The organism is Actinomadura rubrisoli (assembly GCF_004349215.1).
GTDB lineage: Bacteria > Actinomycetota > Actinomycetes > Streptosporangiales > Streptosporangiaceae > Spirillospora > Spirillospora rubrisoli.
On the sequence record NZ_SMKU01000078.1, the window covers coordinates 1 to 23,675 of the forward strand.

At 72.3% G+C, this 23,675-nt stretch carries 24 protein-coding genes; 10 read left to right on the forward strand and 14 right to left on the reverse strand.

Going from position 1 to position 23,675, the window contains the following annotated elements:
• The 3 genes from E1298_RS17020 to rsgA all read right to left on the reverse strand — a co-directional run.
• The coding region (locus tag E1298_RS17020) for an ATP-binding protein (protein WP_131894312.1) at positions 1–381 on the reverse strand (381 nt) is incomplete at its 3' end.
• A gap of 245 nt (positions 382–626) precedes the next feature.
• A complete protein-coding gene (locus E1298_RS17025) occupies positions 627–1,136 on the reverse strand; it encodes a GNAT family N-acetyltransferase (RefSeq protein ID WP_131894356.1) in 510 nt (169 codons plus the stop codon).
• Between the two features lie 5 nt (positions 1,137–1,141).
• The gene (gene rsgA, locus E1298_RS17030) at positions 1,142–2,218 is read right to left on the reverse strand and encodes a ribosome small subunit-dependent GTPase A (RefSeq protein WP_131894314.1); all 1,077 of its coding nucleotides are present in this window, start codon (positions 2,216–2,218) and stop codon (positions 1,142–1,144) included.
• Between the two features lie 307 nt (positions 2,219–2,525).
• On the opposite strand from rsgA, the gene E1298_RS48140 reads away from it, so the two are divergent.
• Positions 2,526–3,899 (forward strand): hypothetical protein, encoded by a 1,374-nt coding sequence (locus E1298_RS48140; protein WP_165975497.1) that lies wholly within the window; start codon positions 2,526–2,528, stop codon positions 3,897–3,899.
• 5 nt (positions 3,900–3,904) lie between these two features.
• Here the strand turns inward: E1298_RS48140 and E1298_RS17045 are convergent, their stop codons facing one another.
• Both E1298_RS17045 and E1298_RS17050 read right to left on the reverse strand, forming a co-directional pair.
• The gene (locus tag E1298_RS17045) at positions 3,905–4,726 is read right to left on the reverse strand and encodes an ABC transporter permease (RefSeq protein ID WP_131894316.1); all 822 of its coding nucleotides are present in this window, start codon (positions 4,724–4,726) and stop codon (positions 3,905–3,907) included.
• The gene (locus tag E1298_RS17050) at positions 4,723–5,667 is read right to left on the reverse strand and encodes an ATP-binding cassette domain-containing protein (RefSeq protein ID WP_131894318.1); all 945 of its coding nucleotides are present in this window, start codon (positions 5,665–5,667) and stop codon (positions 4,723–4,725) included. The genes E1298_RS17045 and E1298_RS17050 overlap by 4 nt, the downstream gene beginning before the upstream one ends.
• 86 nt (positions 5,668–5,753) lie before the next feature.
• On the opposite strand from E1298_RS17050, the gene E1298_RS17055 reads away from it, so the two are divergent.
• The gene (locus E1298_RS17055; RefSeq protein ID WP_131894320.1) at positions 5,754–6,506 is read left to right on the forward strand and encodes a TetR/AcrR family transcriptional regulator; all 753 of its coding nucleotides are present in this window, start codon (positions 5,754–5,756) and stop codon (positions 6,504–6,506) included.
• Positions 6,507–6,595: 89 nt separating this feature from the next.
• Entirely contained in the window at positions 6,596–7,195 is a 600-nt protein-coding gene (locus E1298_RS17060; RefSeq protein ID WP_131894322.1) for a dihydrofolate reductase family protein, read from the forward strand.
• Between the two features lie 168 nt (positions 7,196–7,363).
• Here the strand turns inward: E1298_RS17060 and E1298_RS17065 are convergent, their stop codons facing one another.
• Entirely contained in the window at positions 7,364–7,891 is a 528-nt protein-coding gene (locus tag E1298_RS17065) for a MarR family winged helix-turn-helix transcriptional regulator (protein WP_207944677.1), read from the reverse strand.
• Between the two features lie 55 nt (positions 7,892–7,946).
• On the opposite strand from E1298_RS17065, the gene E1298_RS17070 reads away from it, so the two are divergent.
• The gene (locus tag E1298_RS17070; RefSeq protein WP_131894324.1) at positions 7,947–8,984 is read left to right on the forward strand and encodes an alpha/beta hydrolase; all 1,038 of its coding nucleotides are present in this window, start codon (positions 7,947–7,949) and stop codon (positions 8,982–8,984) included.
• 220 nt (positions 8,985–9,204) lie between these two features.
• Entirely contained in the window at positions 9,205–9,810 is a 606-nt protein-coding gene (locus tag E1298_RS17075) for a terpene synthase family protein (RefSeq protein WP_131894326.1), read from the forward strand.
• Positions 9,811–9,875: 65 nt separating this feature from the next.
• Here the strand turns inward: E1298_RS17075 and E1298_RS17080 are convergent, their stop codons facing one another.
• The gene (locus tag E1298_RS17080; RefSeq protein ID WP_165975498.1) at positions 9,876–10,406 is read right to left on the reverse strand and encodes a TetR-like C-terminal domain-containing protein; all 531 of its coding nucleotides are present in this window, start codon (positions 10,404–10,406) and stop codon (positions 9,876–9,878) included.
• An 82-nt stretch (positions 10,407–10,488) separates the two neighbouring features.
• Here E1298_RS17080 and E1298_RS17085 point away from each other — a divergent pair, with 82 nt between their 5' ends.
• Together E1298_RS17085 and E1298_RS17090 are read left to right on the forward strand one after the other, a co-directional pair.
• Entirely contained in the window at positions 10,489–11,655 is a 1,167-nt protein-coding gene (locus E1298_RS17085; RefSeq protein ID WP_165975499.1) for an FAD-dependent oxidoreductase, read from the forward strand.
• 391 nt (positions 11,656–12,046) lie between these two features.
• Positions 12,047–14,128, forward strand: a complete 2,082-nt coding sequence (locus tag E1298_RS17090) for a multicopper oxidase family protein (RefSeq protein WP_131894332.1) — start codon at positions 12,047–12,049, stop codon at positions 14,126–14,128.
• Here E1298_RS17090 and E1298_RS49505 read toward each other — a convergent pair.
• Positions 14,089–14,493, reverse strand: coding sequence for a DUF4158 domain-containing protein (locus E1298_RS49505; protein ID WP_207944678.1), 405 nt, complete (start codon positions 14,491–14,493; stop codon positions 14,089–14,091). The genes E1298_RS17090 and E1298_RS49505 overlap by 40 nt on opposite strands.
• A 141-nt stretch (positions 14,494–14,634) precedes the next feature.
• Positions 14,635–15,894 (reverse strand): helix-turn-helix domain-containing protein, encoded by a 1,260-nt coding sequence (locus E1298_RS17100; protein WP_131894334.1) that lies wholly within the window; start codon positions 15,892–15,894, stop codon positions 14,635–14,637.
• A 161-nt stretch (positions 15,895–16,055) separates the two neighbouring features.
• Between E1298_RS17100 and E1298_RS17105 the strand changes: the two genes are divergently transcribed.
• Positions 16,056–16,355: a 4a-hydroxytetrahydrobiopterin dehydratase gene (locus E1298_RS17105; RefSeq protein WP_131894336.1), complete on the forward strand. Its 300-nt coding sequence runs from the start codon at positions 16,056–16,058 to the stop codon at positions 16,353–16,355.
• Between the two features lie 21 nt (positions 16,356–16,376).
• On the opposite strand, the gene E1298_RS17110 is transcribed toward E1298_RS17105, so the two are convergent.
• Together E1298_RS17110 and E1298_RS17115 are read right to left on the reverse strand one after the other, a co-directional pair.
• Complete coding sequence (locus tag E1298_RS17110; RefSeq protein WP_131894338.1) at positions 16,377–17,030, reverse strand: response regulator; 654 nt, start codon at positions 17,028–17,030, stop codon at positions 16,377–16,379.
• A complete protein-coding gene (locus tag E1298_RS17115; protein WP_243725627.1) occupies positions 17,027–18,193 on the reverse strand; it encodes a sensor histidine kinase in 1,167 nt (388 codons plus the stop codon). The genes E1298_RS17110 and E1298_RS17115 overlap by 4 nt, the downstream gene beginning before the upstream one ends.
• A gap of 147 nt (positions 18,194–18,340) precedes the next feature.
• Between E1298_RS17115 and E1298_RS17120 the strand changes: the two genes are divergently transcribed.
• Complete coding sequence (locus tag E1298_RS17120) at positions 18,341–20,239, forward strand: right-handed parallel beta-helix repeat-containing protein (RefSeq protein ID WP_131894340.1); 1,899 nt, start codon at positions 18,341–18,343, stop codon at positions 20,237–20,239.
• Positions 20,240–20,277: 38 nt separating this feature from the next.
• On the opposite strand, the gene E1298_RS17125 is transcribed toward E1298_RS17120, so the two are convergent.
• Genes E1298_RS17125 through E1298_RS17135 form a run of 3 tightly spaced genes read right to left on the reverse strand, consistent with a single transcriptional unit; the run spans position 20,278 to position 23,107 of the window.
• On the reverse strand, positions 20,278–21,066 hold the full coding sequence (locus E1298_RS17125) for an SDR family NAD(P)-dependent oxidoreductase (protein WP_131894342.1): 789 nt from the start codon (positions 21,064–21,066) through the stop codon (positions 20,278–20,280).
• An 11-nt stretch (positions 21,067–21,077) separates the two neighbouring features.
• On the reverse strand, positions 21,078–21,260 hold the full coding sequence (locus E1298_RS17130; RefSeq protein WP_131894344.1) for a hypothetical protein: 183 nt from the start codon (positions 21,258–21,260) through the stop codon (positions 21,078–21,080).
• Positions 21,257–23,107 carry a hypothetical protein gene (locus tag E1298_RS17135; protein WP_243725628.1) on the reverse strand — a complete coding sequence of 617 codons (1,851 nt, stop codon included), beginning with the start codon at positions 23,105–23,107 and terminating at the stop codon, positions 21,257–21,259. The genes E1298_RS17130 and E1298_RS17135 overlap by 4 nt, the downstream gene beginning before the upstream one ends.
• Before the next feature lie 134 nt (positions 23,108–23,241).
• Here E1298_RS17135 and E1298_RS17140 point away from each other — a divergent pair, with 134 nt between their 5' ends.
• Complete coding sequence (locus tag E1298_RS17140; RefSeq protein WP_207944679.1) at positions 23,242–23,673, forward strand: cupredoxin domain-containing protein; 432 nt, start codon at positions 23,242–23,244, stop codon at positions 23,671–23,673.
• The last annotated feature ends 2 nt before the right edge of the window (positions 23,674–23,675 follow it).

A 23,675-nucleotide genomic window follows, 5' to 3' on the forward strand; every position in this document is an offset into this window, starting at 1 on the left:
GGAGGCAGGGCTGTTCCGGGGGGTGTGGGGGGTCGTTTGGGCGTAGCCGAGGGCGGCCCGCAGTGCTGCGGCCTGCGCTTCGGGGAGGCCGTCCAGTCGGGACAGGACGGGCCGCAGCGCCATCTGCAGGGCGGCGAACGGCAGTGCCGTCTCCGCCTCAACGCCCGTCGCGCGCAGGACGCGCAACGCGTCTTCTGCGGGGGACCGGCCCCCCGTGCCCTCCGCGACGGATCGGACGGCGGCGTCCGCGGCCTCGTCGAGCAGGGCGGTCTTGCCGATGCCCGCCTCGCCGCGCAGGACGAGCGCCCCGCCGCGCCCCTCTCGCGCACCGACGACCAGCCGTTCCAGCCGGGCCCGCTGTGCCTCGCGTCCCCAGAGCACGTGGGCCCCGCTAGGTGCCGCGCGGGGCCGGGACGGCGCCCGCAGCGCGGTCGAAGGCAGGTTCCAGGGCGCGGCGAGACCGCTGGTCTCGCCCGTTTCGCGTCATCTCCCGCATCCACTCGATCTCGCCGGACAGCATGTCGAGGATCTCATCGACGGTGATCCCGACGCTCGCCGCCCCAGCGCGAACTCCGAGAGGGCATGGCCTCCGGCGACCTGAGGCGCCGGAGGCCACGGACCGCGTGTCAGACGCCGAACGGCGCCGCATAGGCGATCGTCCCGGACGGGACGGGCCCGGCTTCGTCCAACACCAGGGCCATCAGGGCGTCGTCCGGCACGTCGAACGACGTCCGGATCCCGCGCTCGGAGGCCCGCTCGAAACCGAACCGCGGGTAATACTCCGGATGCCCGAGGACGACGACCAGCCGCTCGCCGCGTCCGGCGGCCGCCTCCAGCGCGGCCCGGACGGCCGCGCCGCCCGCGCCCTTCCGCTGGTACTCGGGCAGGACGGCGACCGGGCCCAGCGCGAGCGCGTCGCCGCCGCCGATCCGGCACCGGGTCAGCAGCGTGTACCCGGCGATCTCACCGTCCGGCGTCTCGGCCACGAAGGACAGGCCGGGCAGCCACGCCGCGTCCTGGCGCAGCGCGTCCACCAGGTCCGCCTCCAGCGGGGTCGGGAACGCCGCGAGCACCACGCGGCGCACCGCCCCGGCGTCCGCGGCGGTCTCCGGCCTGGTCGTCCAGGTCTCGCCCATCCCGCTCACCGGTCCCGTCCGCGCGCCTTGTACATCTGACGTTGCCATTTGGTGATGGCCTTCCATTGGTTCTGCCTTTCGGCCCGCAGGCGGGCGTCGGTGCGCGAGGCGGCCCACGCGTTCTCGCGGAGCAGCTTGTGATAGCTGTCGAGGCGGCGGCGCTGCAAGGTGCCGTCCTCGATGGCGGCGAGCACCGCGCAGCCGGGCTCGGCGCGGTGCGCGCAGTCGCCGAACCGGCAGTGCGCCGCCAGCTCCTCGATCTCGGCGAACGTCTGCTGGAGCCCGTCCGCCGCGTCCCACAGCCCGACGCCGCGCAGTCCCGGCGTGTCGATGAGGACGCCGCCGCCCGGCAGCGGGAGCAGCTCGCGTCGGACGGTGGTGTGCCGTCCCTTGCCGTCCTGGTCCCGGACGGCGCCGGTGGCGAGCGTCTCGGCGCCCAGCAGGGCGTTGCCCAGCGTGGACTTGCCCGCGCCGGACGGGCCGACCAGGACCACGGTGCCGCTCAGGACGGCCGCGACCACGTCCACGCCGTCTCCGGTCGTGGCGCTGCACGCGACGACGTCGACGCCGGGAGCCGCCGCGGCCACCTCGGCCTCGGCGTCGGCGGTGCCGGGGACATGGTCGGCCTTGGTGAGCACGACGACGGGCCGCGCCCCGCTCTCCCAGGCCAGGGCCAGCAGCCGTTCGACGCGGCCGAGGTCGAGCTTGGCGGCGAGGGAGACGGTGATGGCGACGGTGTCGACGTTGGCGGCCAGGACCTGGCCGTGGGAGTCCCGCGACACCGTGGACCGGACGATCGCGGTGCGGCGGGGGAGGAGCGCGGCCAGCACGGGCTGGTCACCGGGACGCAGCGCGGCCCAGTCGCCCGTGCACGGCGCCGCCATCGGGTCGGACGAGGCGATCGGCCCCGTCCCGGCCCGCAGCGGACCGTCCTCGGTGACGACGTCGCACAGGCCGCGGTCGACCGCGATGACGCGCGCGGGCGTCAGCCCGGCGGCGCGATGGGGGGTGAAATCGTTCTCCAGGGCCTCGTCCCAGCCGTAGGCGGCGAGAGGGGAGGACCCGGTGGATGCGAATGACAACGGATTGGAACCCTTGTGTGAAGGGGCCCCGGCGAGAACGCCGCAACAGCGGAAGGGTCAGCCGGAGGCCCGGAAGGTGAGGACAGGCTGGGTGCTGCACGCAGCAGCCACCGCAATGACGGCCATGCACCTCGCCTCCCTTCCGTTCCGGACCCGACGATACCCGGCGTCCCCGTCGCCGGGCCACCGCTTTATCCGCGCGGCGGGCCGCGACCTCGACCGGGCTCGATGTCAAACGATCTTCCTCGGCCGGGAGAGGGGGCCGAGAAGGGAGGGGTTCGGGCAAACGGAAGTATGGTGATTTGAGATGCCGGACCGTGATAGGGGCGTGGTCGTGGACGACAAGGTCGAGCGTGCGGGCGAGGAGGCCCCGGTCGAACGGGCCGGTGAGGGCTCCGGCCTGGCCAGGGTCGACCAGGCGGCGGCCGAGCGCCTGGAGGGCCTGTGGAACGGCCTGGCTCCGACGGCCGCCGGGGCGGCCCGGCTCGCGACCACCGCCGGCGAGCCCGTCCGGCAGGCCGCCCGGGACGCCGCGGGCGTCGCCGCGTCCCGGATCATGGAGCAGGTCTCCGGCACGCCCGCGATGAAGGTGATCGAGCAGGCCGCCCGCGACGCCGCCCTCAGGATCGCCTCCTCGGCGGCCGAGCGGGCCGTGCTGGAGGCGCGCGCCGTCGCCGGGACCAACGCGGTCACCGGCACGGCGTTCGAGGTCACCACCACCGCGATGACGCTGGCCGAGCAGGCCGCGCAGCACCCCATGGCCGTCGCCGCGCGCCGCCTCGCCGCCCGCAACCCCGTCGCCCGCGCCGCCACCGCGACCGCGCTGGACATGGCGGGCCGCACCGTCACCGCGCCCGTCGTCCAGGCCGCGACCAAGGCCGTGGTCGACACCGCCTTCGACGCCGTCGCCGACGTGGCGGTCGAGGTCGCCCTGGACGTGGGCCGCGACATCGTCGTCGCCGTCGTCCGGGAGACCGCCCGCGAGGCCGCCCGCGACCTCGGCGCCGTGCTGCGCGACCGCGCGCGCGACGCGGCCGAGGCCGCCGAGCTGACCCCGGTCACCGCCGCGGCCGCCGACATCGCCGCGCGCGCCGCCGGCAGCGACGTGGCCCGCTCGGCCGGGGACCTGGTCGCCGCCGCCGCGGGCAGCGCCGTCGCCCGCACCGCCCGCGACCTGGCCCTGCGCCTCGCCGCCCGCACCGCGGCCGCCGTCATCGAGGCCGTGATCGCCGAGCTGCTGCGCGAGGCGCTCAAGCTCGCGATGAAGGAGGCCCTGCGCGACCTGATGCGGGACGTGGCCCGGGACGTCGTCGTCGACGTCATGAAGACCGGCTGGATCACCGCCACCCGTCCCGTGCCCGCGACGCCGCCGCCCGTCCCGACCGCTCCGTCCGGGACGGTGGTGGCGGGGGTGTCGGTCACCGACCTGTTCGCCCGCGCCGCCCGGGTCACCGCCACCCTCGTGAACGCCCCCGCGCCCGGGCAGGCCACCGCCATCGCGGTGCGGCTGACGGCCCGCACCGCGCCGCGCGTCGTCCCGAAGGTCGCGGTGAGCACGCTGCGGAACGCCTCCCGCTACCGGGCCGGGCAGCGCCGCGACCGCCCCGGGCGGCCCGCCCCGATCCCGGCGGTCGTCATCGTTCCCGAAACCGGCACGCCCCCGGTCGACCACGCCTCCTGAGGCGTTCAGCGTCCCCTGCGGTTGTAGGTGCGGACCGACAGGGGGACGAACACCGCCAGCAGCACGGCCGACCAGAGCAGGACGGCGGCCACCGGGTGCGCGAGGGGCCAGGCCACGTCCCCGGACGGCGCGCCCGGATTGCCGAACAGCTCCCGGGAGGCGGCGGTGACCGCGCTCACCGGGCTCCAGTCGGCCACGAAGCGCAGCCAGGCCGGCATCCCGTCCGTCGGGACGAACGAGTTGGACAGCATCGTGGCCGGCAGGAACAGCGGCACCACCTGGTCGGCGACCTGCTCGTTCTTCACCACCAGGCCCGCGTAGACGCCCACCCAGCTCAGCGCGTACCGCAGCACGATCAGCAGCAGGAACGCCTCGGCCGCGGGACCCGGGCCGCGATGCGGCTGCCATCCCACCAGCAGGCCCGCCCCCACCATGATGGCCAGCGCCATCAGACCGGCCAGCATGTCGGCACCGGTCTGCCCGAACGGCACCGCCGACCGCGCCATCGGCATGGACCGGAACCGGTCCATCACGCCGCGGGAGGCGTCGGTGGCCACCCGCACCATGACCGTCATGATCGCCGTGAAGGACACCATCGCGTACAGGCCCGGCATGAGGTACTCGCGGTAGTCGCCGCCGCCCGGCACCTGGATCGCGCTGCCGAACACGTACCCGAACAGCACCACCATGACGGCCGGGAAGACCAGCATGGCGACGAGTTCACCGGGCTCCTGGCGCACCCGCGACAGCTCGCGGCCGACCAGGGTCAGCCCATCGGTGACCGTCCAGCGCAGGCGGCTGCCCCGCGACGGGGTGAGGGCGGTCATCGGACGGGCTCCTTCCGGTCGGTGAGGCGCAGGAACACCTCGTCCAGGGTGGGGCGGCGCAGCCTCACATCGGCGGCGGCGACCCCGGCGCGGTCGAGCTCGCGCACGATGTCGGCGAGCCGGAGGCCGCCGCCGGGCAGGGCGACGCTGAGCCGGTCCGCGCCCGTCATCGCGGGGTCGCTCCCGGCCAGGGCGTTCAGCACGGCCGCCGCCGGACGCAGCGCGGCGGGGTCTTCGAGGACGACGTCGAGGCGGTCCCCGATCGTGGCCTTCAGCTCGTCGGGCGTGCCCGTGGCGATCACCTTCCCGTGGTCGACGACGGCGATGTCGTCGGCCAGCCGGTCTGCCTCGTCCAGGTACTGCGTGGTGAGCAGCACCGTGGTGCCGTCCGCCACCAGCTCGCGGACGCTGTCCCAGATCTCGCGGCGGCTGCGCGGGTCCAGGCCGGTGGTCGGCTCGTCCAGGAAGAGCACCTCGGGGCGCAGGATGAGGCTGGTGATCAGGTCGAGCCGGCGCCGCATGCCGCCGGAGTAGCCGGCGACCTGGCGATCGGCGGCGTCCATCAGGCCGAAGCGTTCGAGCAGCTCGTCGGCCCGCCGGCGCGCCTCGCGCCGGGACAGGTGGTAGAGGCGCCCGAACATGCGCAGGTTGCCGCGGCCGGTGAGCTTCTCGTCCACGGCGGCGTGCTGGCCCGCGAGCCCGATCCTGGCCCGCACCTCGCCCGCGTCGCGGACGACGTCGTACCCGGCGATGCGGGCGTGCCCGGCATCGGGATCGGACAAGGTCGCCAGGATGCGCACCGCGGTCGTCTTTCCCGCTCCGTTCGGCCCCAGCACGCCGCAGATCGTCCCCCTCGGGACGCTCAGGTCCAGGCCCCGCAGCGCCTGGACGTCACCGAAGGATTTGTGCAGCCCCTCGGCGACCACGATCGGATCCGCCATCGGCCCCTCCACTGGGTACTTTGTACGCGGTTGAGGCGGCCAGGCTAAGTTACTGGGTACGGTGTACGCAAGTAGGGTGGGGGACGGTGACCGACGGCGAGTACATGAGCATCTGGATGCGGCCCGAGCGCCCGTCCCGCGGGCCGAAGCCCGCCTACAGCCGCGCGCAGATCACCGAGGCGGCGGTCCGGATCGCCGACGCCGAGGGGCTGGAGGCCGCCACCATGCGGCGGATCGCCGCCGAGATCGGCGCGGGCGCGATGTCGCTCTACCGGTACGTCCCGAGCCGCGACAACCTCGTCGAGCTCATGGCCGACCGGCTGATGGGCGAGATCGACGTCGAGGGACTGCCCTCCGGCGACTGGCGGGCCGACCTGACGCGCTACGCCTACGGGACGCGCGCGATGTGGCTGCGGCACCCGTGGGTGGCCACCGTCCACCGGTCGCTCCCCAGCCTCGGCCCCAACCAGCTGGCCCTGATCGAACACGTGATGGGGGTCCTGGACCCTCACGTCTCCATCGACGAGAACCTCGGCCTCATGGCCATCCTGAACGGCTACGTCGAGAGCGCCGTCCGCGAAGAGGTCAGCTGGGCCGAGGAGGTCCGCCGGAGCGGGCTCACCGAGTCGGACTGGATGGCGCGGGGCGCCCCCTACGTCCACCGGCTGCTGAAGGACGGGAAGTACCCGATCTTCAGCAAGATCGTCATGGAGGCCCGCCAGCCGCACCTGAGCCACGACGACCGGTTCCGCTACGGCCTGGACCGCGTCCTCGACTGCATCGCCGCCGCCCTCCCCGCTCGACCCGCGGGCGTGGAAAGTCAGCCGTCTGGAAAATAGTTCGAAGTCGGTGTCGGATCGGGTCGGTCGCGTTCGTGGAAGTAGTGAAGCCGCCCAACGGAGGTGGCGCACGACAAGGGAGCAGCACCATGAGCACCACCTTCACTGTCGACTTCTTCTGCAGCCTCGACGGCTACGGCATGGCCGCAGGCTGGCCCGGGTACTGGGGGAAGGAAGGCCCTGAGGTCCGCGAGGACCGGGTGCGCACCTTCGCGCAGGACCAGGTGCTCGTCTTCGGCGCGACGACGTTCCGGCAGTTCCGCAAGTTCGTGGTCGAGTACGACGAGCCCTACTACGACAGCCTGAACGAGCTGCCGAAGATCGTGTTCTCCAGCACGCTCAAAGACCCGCTGGGGTGGCAGAACTCGACGCTTCTCAACGAGGATGCGGTGACGGCGATCGAGCGCCTGAAGCGCACCACCGACGTCCCGATGCGTTCGCACGGCAGCATCTCGCTGAACCGCGCTCTGCTCGCCGCCGGCCTCGTCGACCGGCTCGAAGTCATCATGTTCCCCGCCATCTCAGGTCGCGCCGGCGGAGCGGCGCTCTTCCACGACGGGGCGGAGTTCGACCTGGAGCTCATCGAGTCGACCGTGCTCGACGGCCGGACGCAGAAGCTCGTGTACATCCCGCACCTTCACGGCGAGGTCCCCGAGGGCGTCGGGCCGCAGCTCCGAAACGCGGGCTAGGTGTGCGGTAGCGCCCCCGGATCCCGCCTCCGATCGCGAGGGAGCGGAGGCGGGCTCGGTGTCTCTAGTTAGGGCAGAGGTTGCTCTGGCAGCCGTCGGCGCGGCGGCCTTCGGCGTCGAAGACCGTGACTGAGACGTAGGCGTTCTGGGACGTCCCGGCCATGCGGGCTACGGCCGTTCGACGGGGGGCATCAGGGGCGGTCCGGTGGCCTCGATGGTCGTGACGACCTTGCGGAGCAGGCCGGAGAGGTGCTCGCGCTCGTCGGCGGTCAGCGGCGCGAGGAGCGTGTGCTCGGCGGCCGCCTGGTCTTCGATGGTGCCCTCCCAGGCCGCATGCCCCTTCTCGGTGAGCGCGACCAGGAGGCGCCGCCGGTCGGACGGGTCGTGCGTGCGGGCGAGGTGCCCCGACCTCTCCAGCCGGTCGAGCCTGCTGGTGAGGGTGGCGGGGTGGGTGTTCAGCGCCCGGGCGAGCCAGGTGGGCGTGGCCTGGTAGGGCGGGCCGGTGGACCGGAGCCGCCACAGGATGTCGTACTCCCAGCCCTTGAGGTGGCGCGCCTTGAGCGCCGCCTCCCGGCGCTGCCGCAGGAACCCGACGAGGGTCTGCATCCGGGTGATCGCGCCCTCGACGTCCGGATCGAGGTCCGCCAGCTCGCGGGACCAGTGGGCGATGTGCCGATCGATCGAGTCTTCCGCCACCCGGCTGATACTATCATTGCGAATAGTATGATCTCATAATAACTGAGAGTGAGGGATGCTCGTGCCCCTGTGGCCCCCCGGCTTCGCCGGCAGGATCGACGAGCACACCATCGACAGCCGGCTGCTGCGCGGCAACCCGTTGGGAGACCCGCACCGCAGGCCGCTGTGGGTGTACACGCCTCCCGGCTACGACGACGAGCCCGAGCGCCGCCACCCGGTCGTCTACATGCTGCTCGGCTTCACCGGGACGCTCTCGGCCTGGAGCAACCAGCCCGGCGCCTACCGGACGTCGGTGCCGGTTGCCACCGACGCGCTCTTCGCCCGCGGTGATGCCCCGCCCCTGATCCTGGTGTTCGTGGACGCCTGGACGACCTACGGCGGCAGCCAGTACGTCGACTCCGCCGGGACCGGCCGCTACCACTCCTACCTGTGCGAGGAGATCGTCCCGTGGGTGGACGCCCGCTACCGGACGCTCGCCGATCGCGACCACCGGGCCATCGCGGGCAAGTCCAGCGGAGGGCTCGGCGCCATGGTCACCTCGATGCTGCGTCCCGACCTGTTCGGCGCGTTCGCCTCGCACTCGGGGGACGCCCTGTCCGAAGCCCAGTACATTCCGCACTTCCTGTGGGCCGCACGCCATCTGCGCGCCTACGACGGGGACATCTTCTCCTGGTGGCGGGACTTCCGTTCGCGCGTCGCCTTCACCAAGGAGGAGGACCTGCGCCTGCTGGAGATCCTGGGAGTGTCGGCCTGCTTCTCACCGGACGCCGACGGCACGCCCCTGCTGCCGTTCGACCCCGTCACTGGGGCGCTGCGGCCCGAGGTCTGGGAGCGCTGGCTGCGCTGGGACCCCGTCCGGATGGCGCCCGCCCACGGCGAAGCGCTGCGGTCCATGCGCGCCATCTGGATCGACGCGGGAACACGCGACGAATGGTTCCTCGACCTCGGCGCCCTGGCCTTCCGTGAAGCCCTGGAGCGGGCGGGCGTGCCCAAGGAGACCGTCAATTTCGAACTCTTCGACGCGGGCCACTCCGCCATCGAGTACCGCCACCCCCAGGCCCTCGCCTGGCTGGCCCACCGCCTCACGCCCTGATCGGTGGTTGGGGACGCGGGCCGGGGCCGAAGAGCGCGACACGCCCGCAAAGCGCGACAACTTCACCGCCGTGCCGGCCTAGCCAGACTGGATATCGCGAGGGTTACTGGAGATCAGATGCTCGACCGCGGTCCGCGAGCAGACGACCACGCTGGTGGTTGATTCTGGCGGTCACCGCTGAAACCGATGGAGAATGCTGACGCATCCAACGGAGCGACGCATGTATCAGAACACTGAATTTGCTCTGCCATTCCCGCCGGTGGATCTGCCCGATCTCACAGACGCGCGCAGACGCCATCTGCACTGGGTTCGACGCTTCGGGCTGCTAAGGGAGGCGGAAGCATTCCGGAAGTACGAAACTTGGGCCCTGGATGCGGCCGCGGTCCTGTTTCACCCGCAGCCGGTGGGAGCCGAACGTGACCTGGGCATCGACTTCTACGGCTGGATGATCTTCTGGGACGGGCGGTTCGACGGTCCGCTGGGACAGGACCCCGGCGCCGCCGCCCAGGTAGTCGACCAGGTCCTCGGCGTGGTCCGCCATCGCCCGCCGGGGGGCCTTCCACCGGGCTCCCTGGCCCCGATCGCACAAGCGCTCCAAGACCTGTGGTGTCGGCAAACCACAGGAATGTCTCCAGAGTGGAGAGAGTGGGCGGCCGAGAACTGGGCCGCTTACCTCTCCGCCCACCTGGAAGGGGTCCGGCCCACATACGCCGGAAACCCGCAAAGAGTTGATCTTGTGGGCGCGCTCGCCGCGGTGGTCGGCGTGGTGAACGTGACCAGGTGTGCGATCCGCGCCCAGGGCGGCGGAACCGGTCATCCGCGGTGACCCATCGCACGAATCCCCAACTCACCCCCGTCCTCAGCGGGAACTACTCCCCGTTGTGGTGACGGTCAGGGAGTGAAGCCGTGAAGGAGGGCCTGGACGATCTGTTGTGGCTCCGGTTGTGGTAGGTCGATGAGGCCGCGGTAGACGACCAGGCCGACAAGCATGTCGGCGAGCAGCCACGGGTCGGTGTCGGCGGTCATCTCGCCCCGGGCGATGGCGCGGTCGAAGATCGCCCAGTCGCGCTTGCGCTTGTCCCGCATGGCGGTGCGGATGACTTCGGCGACCGCCGGGTCCCGGCCCGCCTCGCCGAAGATCTCTTTGGTCGTGCGGGCGAGGTCGGGTGAGTGCCAGCCGGCGAGCGTCTGGTTGACGATCACGGTCAGGTCGCCCTCCAGTGAGCCGGTGTCGGGAGTCTGCGGCACCTGGGCGTCCAGGGCCAAGGCGAGCGCGTCGAGCAGCACGTCGCGTTTGGTGGAGTAGCGGCGGAAGACGCTGGCCCTGCCCACCCCGGCGGCCGCCGCCACCTCGTCCATGGTGAACCGCGTCCCCTTGGTCGCCAGCAAGGTCACCGCGGCCTGCCTGATGCGTGCATCCACTTCGGGATCGGGCTTGCGTCCGCGCGCCATAATTGTGATACTCCAAGTATCAGACACTGTCGGTCTCAGAATAGATGTGAACATGAGAGTACTCATCGTCGGCGCCGGTGTCGCCGGATTGACCGCCGCGCGTGGACTGACCACGGCCGGACACCAGGTCGAGGTGTACGAGGCGGCGCCACAGCTGCGCACCGAGGGCGGCTCGATCTCGATCTGGCCGTCGTCGACCGGCATCCTGCGCGGGTTCGGAGTCGACCTCGACGGCGCGGGCCGCCGCCTGGAGGCCATGGAGAACCGGTCGGTGCGCGGCCGCGGGCTCGCCAACATCGACCTCACCGCCGCCGAGCGCCGATTCGGCGGCAATCCCTCCCTGCACATCGCGCGGCGCGAGCTCGTCGAGCGCATCGCCGATGGCGTGCTCGTCCACTACGGCCATGAAATCCGCGCGGTCGACCCCGACCGCGCGGAGATCACCTTCACCGACGGGAGCACCGTGCGCGGTGACGTTCTCATCGGCGCCGACGGACGCAAGTCGATCGTCGGGCGGACGTTGCGGGGCGAGAACCCGAGCGAGCTCAACGGATGGGTCACCTGGCAGGCGTTCACCACGCGGCCCACCGAGTTCACCGACAGCGGCCGCTCGCTAATGGTCTCCAACGGGCGGGCACTCGGCAGCATGGCTTCGGCCGGGCACGGACGGATGTTGTGGTGGTTCGACCTGCGCGCCAAGCCGGGCAGCCCGTTCTGGGAAGGCGCCCCCGGCCTGGCTGATCGGCTGCGTGAGCGGTTCGGTCACTGGCCCGAGCCGTTCCCGACGCTGCTCCAGGACGCCGAGACGCTCACCTTCTACCCCCATCAGATCCACCGCGTGCCCGCCGTCTGGGGGCGCGGGCCCACCACGCTCATGGGGGACGCGGCGCACACGATGCCACCGGCGATGGCGATGGGATCCACCCAGGCGCTGGAAGACGCCTGGGCTCTGACCCGCTTCATTGACGACCTGCGCGGCTACGAGCGCGCCCGGACCAAGATCGTGAGGCGGGTCGCCAGGGCGGCGGGCAGCGAAATGCCCGCGCGGCAAGGACCGCTGATGGGCCTGTTCACCGACGCGTTCACGACCCGGAACTACATGTCCTGGCTCCGCAAGAGCAGCGGCTACCTCCAGCAGGAAGGCTGGTCGTCATCGCTCCAGCACCGCCCTGGCCGCGCTTCGCCGGCGAACGGCTCCGCGCGGGCGCACGTTCAATGAGCGCGGCGCCCATGACGGCGCCGATGCAATCGGCCTGTTCACCGGGGAACGCCCGGATGCTCCGGGCGACCTGCCCGGTCATGGAGTTGCATCTGAAAGCCAGGGGCAACACCCGCCGCGCCCGCCGCCGTTGACGCACGCGTTTGTATTCAGGCTCCTGCCTTTCGTCACGGGACGAACGATCACCTGCCCTCGCCGTGTGGGCGATCGACCGGCGACCGCCCGCACAGGGCGTGACCACCCCTGCCACGCAACCAGTGTGCGACGACTTCGCATGACGACGCACCCAAGCCGAGCAGATCGCAGACGCGGACCGCGCGGGTGAAACCGACCGGCCGAACACGGTTCAAGCACCCCCCAACCGGCATCCGCATGATGAGGAGCATTTCTAATGTTTGCCGCCCTGTACTGGATCAGCGCCGTGCTGACCGCCGCGGCCCTGCCGCTCTGGCTGCTGGCCGGTCAGCTGACCGGCCGGCTTCGCAAGGCCCAGACGCTGGGCCGGCTGCGGCGCACCTCGTGGGCCGCGCTGACGATGACGCTCCTGGCGCTCCTGCCGACCGCCGCCACGGCGGCGCTGGTCGGCGGTGCGCTCGCCTCATACGGGACGGTCGTGATGGCCGACCGGCTGTACGTGCAGTTCCCGATGATCCTGGCCGCGCTCGCAGCCGTTGTCGTGAAGGGGCTGCCCGGTCTATGGCGCACCGCCAGAGTGGACGGCGGTTCGGCTGAACGGGTGACGGTCGAACGCGGCCGCGCCGCAGCCGACCCCTGGCTCGTCGTCGCGGTGCAGATCAACGCCGTCGTCACGGCCATCAGCCTCTATCTGTGGTGGATCGCCCCACCCCTGGCCAGGACCACGGTGGTGTGGTGGGCGGTGCTGATCGTCGCCGTGCTGGCCCTGATCGTCCGGCAACGCCGACGGCGCGACGCCTTCGCTGCCGAGCCCCAGGCCGGGCGTCGCGTGATGCCGGCGTTGCGGGCCGTCGCCGCCCTCATCGCGGTATCGGCCGCGGTCGCCGGCTGCTCGGTCTGGTCGGCCGACAGCAGCAAGCTGCCCGCACGCCACTCGGCCAACGGCCACGGCGGCTACGACCTTGGTGGCGGACCCAACGTGCCCGGCATGGCCACCGGACATCGGCATGCCGCACCCACGGCCGCCTCCGGCCCAAGCGTCGACGGCCTCACCGAGAAGGACCTGTCAGGGCCGGTGCGACGCTTCACCCTCACCGCCCGCACCGCCAAGATCCGGCTGGACTCGGGCCGCACCATCGACGCCTGGACCTTCAACGGAACCTCACCGGGGCCCGAACTGCGCGTCCGCCAGAACGAACTGGTCGAGGTCACCCTCGTCAACTCCGACATCAAGGCCGGGGTGACCCTGCACTGGCACGGCTACGACGTGCCCAACGCCGCCGACGGAGCCGCCGGCGTCACCCAGAACGCGGTCGCGCCGGGAGGGCGCATGACCTACCGGTTCCGGGCCAAGGACGCCGGCACCTACTGGTACCACTCACACCAGCAATCGGCCGAGCAGGTACAGCGCGGCCTGTTCGGAGCCCTGATCGTCGAGCCCGCGCCCGTCAAAGGGGCCGACATCGCGGTGCTGTACCGCGAGTGGGCCACCCAAGCGGTGGCCGGTGGAGGGCGGGTCTTCGGTGTGTCGGACGGCGTCCGGCGGCACCGGATCGCCCCCGGCACCCCGGTCCGGCTCCGGCTGGTCAACACCGCCAACGACCCCGTCGACCTGACGCTGGCCGGTAGCCCGTTCCGGGTCGCCGCGATCGACGGCGGCGAACTGCACGGCCCCGGCCAGATCCGCGGCAAGACCCTGCCGATGGCAGCCGGCGGCCGCTATGACCTGACCTTCACCATGCCCGCACACCCGGTGGAACTGCGGCCGGCCGTCCCCGGCGGTCCGGTCCTGGTCCTCAGCCCGGACGGTCAGGGCCGCGCACCAGCGGAGACGGCCACCGGCGTCTTCGACCCGGCCTCCTACGGCACGCCCACCGCCACCCCGTTCGGCCCGCAAACCCGCTACGACCGGCACTTCACCCTGAACATGGACTCCTCGTTCGGGTTCTTCGACGGACGCCCGGCGATGCGGTACCGCGTCAACGGCCGCGTCTTCCCCCACATCCCGAACATGCTCGTCCGCGAAGGCGAGAACATCAAAATGACCTTCGTCAATCGCAGCTACGACCACCACCCCATGCATCTGCACGGGCACCACATCCAGGTCCTGACACGCAACGGGCAGCCGATCACCGGCAGCCCCTGGCAGGCCGACTCCCTGAACGTCGCACCCGGGGAAACCTACGACGTCGCCTTCAAAGCTGACAACCCCGGCCTGTGGATGGACCACTGCCACAACCTGTTCCACGCCAGAGTCGGCATGATGCTCCATCTCACCTACGCCGGAGTGACAACCCCCTACGAATCCGGCGCCGCAACCCCCAACCAACCCGAATAGCAGCTATCGGGCGCGATGACCCCGGGCGAACTGGCCCGCGCGCATCGGCCTGACCACCGGGCCGATGCGCCCCCGCTTCGCATCAGAAGCTGAATGGAAACGGTGATCTTGGGTTGACGTGCAGCGGTGAGCAGGCGGTCCGTCGGGCCACGGCCACGGCCCGGATCAACGAACGCGATAGCGGCGGGCGTCAACGTGAAGTACTTGATCAGCTCGTCCCTGGTGATCTCCGGGAACGACCGCAGCTGCTCCAGCTGCTCCACAGCAACGCCTGCTTCACCCTGGAAGAGTTCCTTCGCGTACGCGAGCAGGTCGTCGCCGAGGTGCAGGCACGGGTGCGCACTCTCACCGACAGGTTCCTGCACCTGGAGGCGCGGATGCCGATCGTCTGTGACGGGCTGCGCCTGTCCCTGGCGCAGCGGGAGTCCACCTGCCGATACATCGACGCGATGCGCACGACCATGCGCGGCTGTTACGACTGGTGCGGTGCGGCGTCGTGGCCGGGGTCAGGTAGCGGAGGTCAGTGCCCGCAACTCCCGCGCCGCCGGAAGCGCCCGCGCCTTCTCGGGGAGCGCGGAAACCATCCGGCCGACGGTGGCGCGCACACTGGACGTGCGATGCTCTTTGGGGAGGCCGTTGAGAGTATTCGCGGCATCTTCCAATCCATCGCTCACGCTGCCCGCGTTAATGCGTGCCCATGCGACATAGAGTTCGTTCCACGCCAGGTCACGAGCCTCCCTAGTGCCGTCCAGGGAAGGCATTTCACCGTAAAGGCTAGAGTCTCCGAGGTTCAGACGAACCCCGGTGCGCTCACCGAGGTAGCGTTGCCGTGGCCATCCCCAGACAGTGGCCTCGTCGCCGGTCAACTCCGCAGGGAGCCGTACGTAGAGTTCATCGAGATCTCGTAGTGCCTGTTCGGCGCCGGAGCGGTCCCCCGTCCGGGCAAGGGCAACGGCGCGCGTCGCATGGGCTTCTGCGAGTCCGGCGCTCGGACGGTTCCCGGCGAGTGCTATCGCCTGGTCGGCATGCTTTAGGGCGCCGGGACGGCTGTAGGTGACTCGGGCTTGCCTGCCGTGTGTGTAGACCTCAAGGTTCCGGTCTCCGGCGCTTGCGGCGGCGTGATGGGCGGTCCGCCACCAGCCGGACTCGTGAGGATCGTTGAGTTCATTGAGGGCCATGGCCATGAGCGCGGCGAGTTGGGCGGACACCCGTTGCAAGGTCGGCCGATCCAGATCGGGCCGGTGGTCGAGTGCGTGACCGACGTCGGCGATGTCGGACGACAGCACGGCGACCAGGGCCGCCGGAGCCATGACGCGGATGGAGTAGGCGTGATCGGCTACGGCCTGTTCCCAGTCCTCGACGGTGAACTCGTCACGGACGCCCAGCGCCCGCTCCAGACCGGACCGTAGCGTCTCCAGATGCGCGGCGGAAACCGCAGCTCCCGGAGCCAGAACGGCGAGTAGTTGCAGCAGTGCGCGACGCTCCATGGCGGCCCAATCGTTGTGGGTGACCGTCGCATTCACGGTACCCGCAGCGGCGGCGCGCGACCCCTTCGGCCGTGAAGGCGTCGGTAGGACGGCTGCGAGTGATCCGTCCGCGCCGAGGATCTCGTCGATCCGAGCCGCCATCTGTGCTGAGGGCCTCTTCAGGTCCCGGACGATCCTGGATAGGTGGCCGGTATCGCACGGGACGAGCTGGGCCAGCTTACGCTGGCTGATCTTCCGCTCGTCCAGGAGTTCGCAGAGCTTCTCTCCGAAAGTCGTCATCGACTCATCCCATTCGACCTGGTTGCCGTCGCCGCTGAGACGGGACCTCGTGGGGGCGGCCCCTTGGCTCTACGCCATTGTGAGCGGTCCGTGACGCACCGTGCAGGGTTTTTCACTCATACTCGGGAAGGTCATCCGCGTGAGGAGACAGGAGAGAGCCGATGGGTGAGACGCTCGACGACGCCGCCGTGGCCGACCGGCTGCGCGCGCTGCCCGCCTGGACCCGGGTCGGTGACGAGATCCGCCGGGTGGTGGAGGCGCCCTCGTTCCCGGCCGGGATCGATGTGGTGGCCGAGGTGGCCCGCGCCGCCGAGGACGCCGATCACCATCCTGACATCGACATCCGGTGGCGGACCGTGACGTTCGCGCTCACCACCCACAGCGCGGGCGGTCTCACCGGCAAGGACTTCGATCTGGCCGCGCGGATCGACGAGATCGCCGCCGCGCACGGCGCGCACTAGCCCGCGCGAGGCCGTCCAGGGTCAGGGCCGCCACTCGCCCGCCGGGTCGGCGGTGTGGACGAGGATGGCCGCCTGGACGCGGTTGGCCAGGCCGAGCTTGGCGAGGGCGCGGCTGACATGGGACTTCACGGTGGGCTCGCGTAGGGAGAGCTCGCGGCCGATCTCGGCGTTGGACAGGCCGCGGGCGACGGCCCGCACCACCTGCCGCTCGCGGTAGGTGAGGGTGTCCAGCCGCCGCCGGGCGGCCGCCGTCCCGGCCGGGCCCTGCTCGGCGTAGTGGGCGATCAGCCGCTTGGTGACGGTGGGGGCGAGCAGCGCGTTGCCCGCCGCGACGGTCCGGACGGCGGCGATCAGGTCGCGGGGCGAGGTGTCCTTGAGCAGGAAGCCTACGGCGCCGGCGCGCAGCGCCCGGTGGACGTGGTCGTCGAGGTCGAAGGTGGTCAGCATGACGACCTTGGCCTCGGCAGGGATCCGCTCGGCGGCGGTCAGGCCGTCCATGCCGGGCATGCGGACGTCCATCAGCACCACGTCGGGGCGGTGCCGCGCGGTGGCGGCGACGGCGGCCGACCCGTCGCCGGCCTCGGCGATGACGCGGATGTCGCCCGCGGTCTCCAGGATGCGGCGCAGCCCGGAGCGGACGAGGTGCTCGTCGTCGGCGATGAGGACGCGGATCATGGGCGCGCGGGGATGCGGGCGTGCACGGCGAAGCCGCCGTCCGGGTGGGCGGCGGCGTCCAGGTGGCCGCCGACCAGCGCGAGGCGCTCGCGCAGTCCGGCGAGGCCGAGCCCGCTGCCGGGCAGCGCCTCGGCGGGGCTCGGCGGCGGGTCGTTGCGCACCGTCACCTCCAGGTGGGCGGGCAGGTAGCGCAGCGTGACCCGGGTCGCGGCGCCCCCGGCGTGCTTGTGGACGTTGGTGAGGGCCTCGCGGACGACGTGGTAGGCGGCCCGCTCGGCCGCAGCGGGCAGCGGGCGGGCGGTGCCCTCGACGTCGCGGCGGACGGGCAGACCCGCCGCCTGCGACTGGTGGACGAGCCGGTCCAGGCCGTCCAGCGTGGGGGGCGCGCCGAGCGGGTCGGCGCCGCCGGGGGAGCGCAGGACCTCCAGCACCTCGCGCAGGTCCGTCAGCGCCTCGCGGCCGGTGGCGCGGATCAGCGCGGCGGTCCGCTCGGTGCCGTCGTCGGGGGCCTCGACCTCAAGTGCCCCGGCGTGCAGGACCATCAGCGACACCTTGTGCGCGACCACGTCGTGCATCTCGCGGGCGATGCGGGCGCGCTCGGCCGCGCGGGCCTGCTCGGCGCGGGCGGCCTGCTCGCGTTCCAGGCGCGCGCCGCGCTCGCGCAGCCCGGCGAGCACCTGCCGGCGGGCGTTGATCCACAGCCCGGCCGCCAGCGGCGAGCCGACGAGGAGCAGCACCGAGAAGACCCGCTCCCCGGGCGCCATCCTGTCGTCGGGGCCGAGGGCGAAGCCGGTGCCGAGGACGGAGTTCAGCAGCGGGACGCCCAGCAGCGCGGCCGTCGCGGCGCCGGTGTAGGCGGCGACCAGGCGGTCGCTGCGCAGCGTCGTCGCCGCGTAGTAGGAGGCCACGATGAACCCGGGCCAGGTGGAGAACAGCAGCGAGCCGAGCGCGGTCACGGCGAACAGCGGCCAGAGGCGCCATCGCGCCAGCGCGGCCGTCGCCCCGGACGCGGCGGCGAACGCCAGGACCGCGACGTCGCCGCGCCCGGGGAGGTAGTCGACCGCGGTGAAGGCGAACATCGCCAGGCCGAGGGCCCAGGGGGCGAGCCGGTCGGCGAGCCGCGTCGCCGGTCCGAGCGGTGCCGCCGTCTCGATGTGGTCCACGCACCGAGGGTAGGCCGACGGCGGCGGCCCGCGGCTCCGCCCCTCGTCCCATGCGCCGCCTACTTAAGTTGCGGATCGCGGATCGACTTCCGGCCGACGCGCCCCGGCGCCGCCTTCCCGAAGGTGGAGCCAGGAAAGGAGGCCGCGATGAGAAGAGTCATGTGCGCGGCATTGGTGGCCGTGCCGCTGTCGGGGGTGCCCCTCCCGGCCACGGACGCGGCATCGGAGCAGTTGTACGTCGCGACCTGGGGCAGCGACGCGGGGACGGGTTCGTTGGAACGGCCGTTCGCCACCCTGGCGCGCGCGCAGCGGGAGGTGAGGGCGCGGGCGCCGCGCATGCGGTCGGACATCGTGGTCAACCTGCGCGGCGGCACCCACGTCCTGACCGCGCCGCTGCGGCCCGAGCCGGGACGCGGCGGCCACCGGGTGATCTACCAGGCCCACGGCTACGGGACGCCGGGGCGGGAGCGGGCCGTGATCAGCGGCGGCCGGACGATCACCGGGTGGCGGCGGGAGGGCCGCGCCTGGCGTGCCGAGGCCGGCGACCTGGAGACCCGCCAGCTGTACGTCGCCGACCGGCGCGCCGTGCTGGCCTCGCTCGGCGCCGGGCTGCCCGGCAAGGTGCGGACGACGAGGACCGGCTACATCACCGACAGCGACGTCCCGCGCTCGTGGCGCCGTCCGCAGGACATCGAGTTCGTCTACACCTTCCCCTACTGGGCGGAGGCGCGCTGCGGGGTGGCCGGTGTCGCGGCCCTCGGCCACCGGACCCAGGTCACCATGGACGGCCCGTGCTGGAAGCTGGCCCGCGGCTTCTACGAGGACGACGGGGATCCGCTCGGCGGCCCGACCGCGATCGAGAACAGCGTCTCCTTCCTGCGCGCGCCCGGGAGCTGGTATCTCGATCGTTCCCGGCCCGGGCACCACGTCCTGTACTACGTGCCGCGGCCGGGCGAGGACATGCGCACCGTCCAGGTCGTCGCGCCCGTCCTGCAGACGCTGGTCGACGGCACCGGGCGGCCCGGGGCCCCGCTGCACGACGTCGCCTTCCGCGGGCTGACCTTCGCGCACGCCACCTGGACGGCGCCGAGCGAGCCGGCCGGGTTCGTCTCGACCTGGAGCCTGTACAAGCGGCCGGGACGGAAGGGGTATCTGACGGTTCCGGGGAACATCGTCCTGCACGGCGCCGACCGGGTCGCCTTCCAGGGCAACCGGTTCACCCATCTGGGCGCCCAGGCGCTGGAGATCTCCAAGGGCAGCTCGGGCAACGTCGTGGAGGGCAACGTGTTCACCGACGTGTCCGACGGCGGGATCGTGATGGGCGTGACGCCTCCCGACGAGCGGGGGACCAACCGCGGCAACCGGATCTCCGACAACTGGATCCACCACGTGGGCGTGGAGTACCGCGCGGCCGCCGGGATCTGGAACATGGCCACGCGGGACACCACGATCGCGCACAACCGGGTCGGCGACGTCCCCAACTCGGGGATCCTGTCGGGCCGCGACCCGGACCTGCCCGGTGTGACCACGCGGACGCGCATCATCGGGAACCGCGTGTACGCGACCAACAAGGTGCTCAACGACGGCGGCGGCATCTACCTGCGCGGTGCCCAGGGCCACGGCTACGCCGACGGCGCCGTCCTGCGCGGCAACGCGGTGACCGGCGCGCCCGGCGAGTTCAACATCGGGATCTACACCGATGACACCACCCGGTACGTGCGTGTGACGGGCAACGCGGTCTACCGGTACGTGGCGTCGATCGGCGGTTGCAGCGAGGCGCCCGAGCGGCCCGTGTCGGACGTCCGGTACAGCGGGAACTTCTGGGACGACGCCGTGCCCTCATGGTTGAAGCGCCGGGAGTACCCGGGCGCGTGGCCGCCCGCGTCCGACGACTGCGGCGACCCGAGGAGGCTCGCGTTCCGCCGCAACACGCGCCTGGACCCGGGCGATCCGGAGGGGGCCTGCGCCGCCCGTCCCGCCTGCGAGGCCATCGTCGCCGGTGCCGGGCCGCGTCCTGCCTTCCGGCGCCTGCTCCAGATGCCGTGAGAGCGAGGTTCTCCTTCGACGTCTAGCGGCAGGGGCGGCTAGTGGACGGAGAAGCCGCCGTCCACGAAGATCGCCTGCCCGGTGACGTAGGCGGAGGACGCGCCCGCCAGGAACACCGCCGCCCCGGCGAAGTCGTCGGCGACGCCGTTGCGCCCGGTCATGGTGCGGGCGGCCAGCGCCTCGACCCGGTCCGGGTCGGCGGACAGCCGGGCGTTCAGCGGCGTCATCACGAACCCCGGCACGAGGGTGTTGGCGGTGACGCCGCGTCCCGACCACGCCTCCGCCTGCGACCGGGCGAGGGCCACCAGGCCCGCCTTGGACACCCCGTACGCGCCGCTGGTCACGAACGCGCGGAACGCCTGCTGCGAGGCGATGTGGATGAGGCGCCCGAAGCCGCGCTCGGCCATGCCGGGGGCGAACCGCTGGCCGAGCAGGAACGGCGCGTCGAGGTTGACGGCCATGGTGGTGTCCCAGACGTCCTCGCCCAGCTCGCCCATCGGGGGGCGCAGGTTGATCCCGGCCGCGTTGACCAGGATGTCGGGCTCCCCGAACGCCCCGGCGGCGCCCTCGGCCGCCCGCCGGACGCCGGAGCGCGAGGCCAGGTCGGCGCTCACCCAGGCGGCCCGGCAGCCGTGCGCCTCCAGGTCCCGGACCGTTCCGGCGAGGTCCGGTTCGCGCCGGGCGACGACCACGACGGACGCGCCGGAGCGCGCCAGCGCCTCGGCTATCGCGCGCCCGATCCCCGAGCTGCCGCCGGTGACGACGGCGACCCTGCCCTCCAGCGAGAACAGGCCGGACAGGTACGCGGCGGAGGGGCGGTCGCTCATGGACGCAGAGCCTACGGGGCGTTCCCGGGTTCCCGGTCGTCCCGGGGTTCCTGGTCGTCGCCGCGGCGCCGGTCCCGCCAGACCACCACGACGATCACGGCGACCACGACGAAGGTCGGCACGAAGAACGGCAGCGCCGTGATCGCCGAATGGGTGGCGAGGACCCCTTCGGCGGGGACGGTGCCGGAGATCATGTGCTGACCTTGGGACGGGGCTCGGCCGCGGCGGGGACGGCGTGCCCGGGCAGCAGGCGGGAGATCCGCGCCACGCCCCAGCCCAGGGAGATCACCAGGGCGAGGGTGCAGAACAGCACGACCGAGGAGCAGGCCAGCCACAGCCATCCGGGAACGTCCGATTTCAGCTCGCGTTGCAGGATCGTGCGCTCGCTCTGCACGTCGCGGGTGAAGCGCGGTGTCGCGGGCAGTTCCTTGGCGCCGATGGCCGGGTCGTCGGGCAGGTAGATCGGGACGCCCGCGAGCGTGCGTCCGTCGTGGAGGCGGATCAGCGTCTTCCACTCGCCGTGCAGGGGCATCGGCTCGCGGGTGCGGTAGACGCCGTCGCGCTCCTTGACCAGGTGCTCGACGTGCAGGCCCTCGCCCTGCCAGCCGGTGATCGTGACCCAGGCGGGGTCGTCCGCCGCATCGGCGGGGGAGAAGGCGACGCGGGCATTGGCGGTGCGGTGCGCGGCGTCGCCGTGGACGTCGGTGAGCGTCACCGTGGCGTTCTGGCCGTCCGGGACGGAGATGAGCAGGCCGTTGGCGACCGCCGCGGCCACCGCGAGGATCGCCCCGGCGAAGATCGGGCGGGCCACGGCGGGACGCGGCAGCCGGCCCTCCAGGCCCTCGGCCAGCATCGCGCCGCACAGCCCGCCCGCGACGCCGCCGACCACCGCCATGATCATGCCTTCGGCGAGGATGTCGCCCGTCCACGGCAGCCGGAACGCGACCCGGCTCCAGGCGTACTCGGCGCCGAACCCGGCCGTCCCGATCAGGACGCCGGACGCCGCGCCCAGCGCCAGCGGCCGCCGGGCCAGCGCGAGCGCCGCGAGCTCCACGCAAAGCGCCTCGGCGAAGTAGAGCGGCACCGCCGCCCACAGCTCGCCGATGGCGCCGCCGACCGCGACCGACACCCCGCCCCGGACCAGCATGTAGAACGCGACGGCGAAGACCGCGCCGCCCCGTCCGGTCCACAGCCGGGCGGCGACGAGCGCGCAGCCCGCCGCGAGCGCGATGAGCAGCGGCTGGTGGACGAGGCGGAACTGCGGGACGCCGAAGTCGTACTCGGCCTGGAACACCGACAGGCCGATCAGGAGCCCGCCGGCGTGCATGCCGCGGCGGACGTAGCCGCCCCACGGGGAGGCCGCCCGGTCCTGGGGGCCGCGCCAGGCGCGCCGTCCCTCCCGTTCGAGGATCATCATCGCGACCAGCGACAGCCCGGCGCCGCCGATCAGCATCAGGTGGGTGGGGCCCCAGAGCGTGACGTCCTGGCCGAAGATGCGGTGCCACACGTCGTCGAGGGGGAAGCCGAGCAGGGCGTAGAACCCGGCGCCCGCCAGCAGGACGCCGCCCGCCGGCGCGTACCAGTCGCGCGTGATCCGCACGGCGGCGCTGCCGGGACGCTCGCCCTTGGGCAGCACCACGGCGAGGACTCCGGCGGTGAAGATGCCGAACAGGCCGACGAGGATCGGGTAGTGGGCGATGTTGGCCAGCGGCCCCTCGTCCCGGCCGTGCGAGATGTGCAGGGAGATGTCCCAGTACATTCCGAGAAGCGCGATGATCAGCGACAGCATCGCGACGGCGGAGGGCAGCGCCGCCCAGCCGGGCAGCCCGCGCCCGGCGCCCCGCTCCGACGCCGCCGCGAGGCGCGCCGGCGCGGTGAGGCGCCCGCTGCGGTGCCCCCAGCCGAACAGCAGGAGGGCGGCCGTCAGGACCGCGGCCCCGCCGGAGGCGATGAGGATCTGGTCCAGCGCCGCGCCGCCCGCCGGTTTCGCCTGCTGCTCCGCGGCGAGCCGCAGGGCGGTCTCCAGTCGGTTATTCGTCACTTGATCCAACACGGGTGCTCTCCTAGCCGCCTGAAGGGGTACAAACCACCTCGGGCCGGAGTATGTCATCCTTTAATGTGTCATTGTCCAGTGTAATGATCTGTGGTGTGAGCCACCGGTGGGAAGGGAGCGGCATGAGGGTGCCCGTACGGCGGATGGTCGTGGCCTGCGCGGTCATGGGCGCGGTCATGGCCGCGGCGGGGTGCGGCGAGCCCGCCGCCGAGCCCGGCGCGCCCGCGAGTGCCGCGCCGTCGGCCCAGGTCCCGGCGGGATCCCCGACGGCCCTACCGCCGGGTGACAAGTCCGTTACCAGCGTTACGGCGACCGTGACCAAAGGGAAGGTGCGGATCGCCGGGCACCGCGTGAAGGTGCCGCGCGGCGCCACCGTCCGCATCACGATCACCAGCGACGCCGCCGACGAGTTCCACCTGCACGGCTACGACCGCGAGCTGGAGCTCGCCCCCGGGAAGCCCGCCACGCTCCAGCTCACCGCCGACATCCCCGGCGTCTTCGAGGCCGAGCTGCACCACTCGGGCGCCCGGGTGTTCGAGTTGCAGGTCGGCTGACC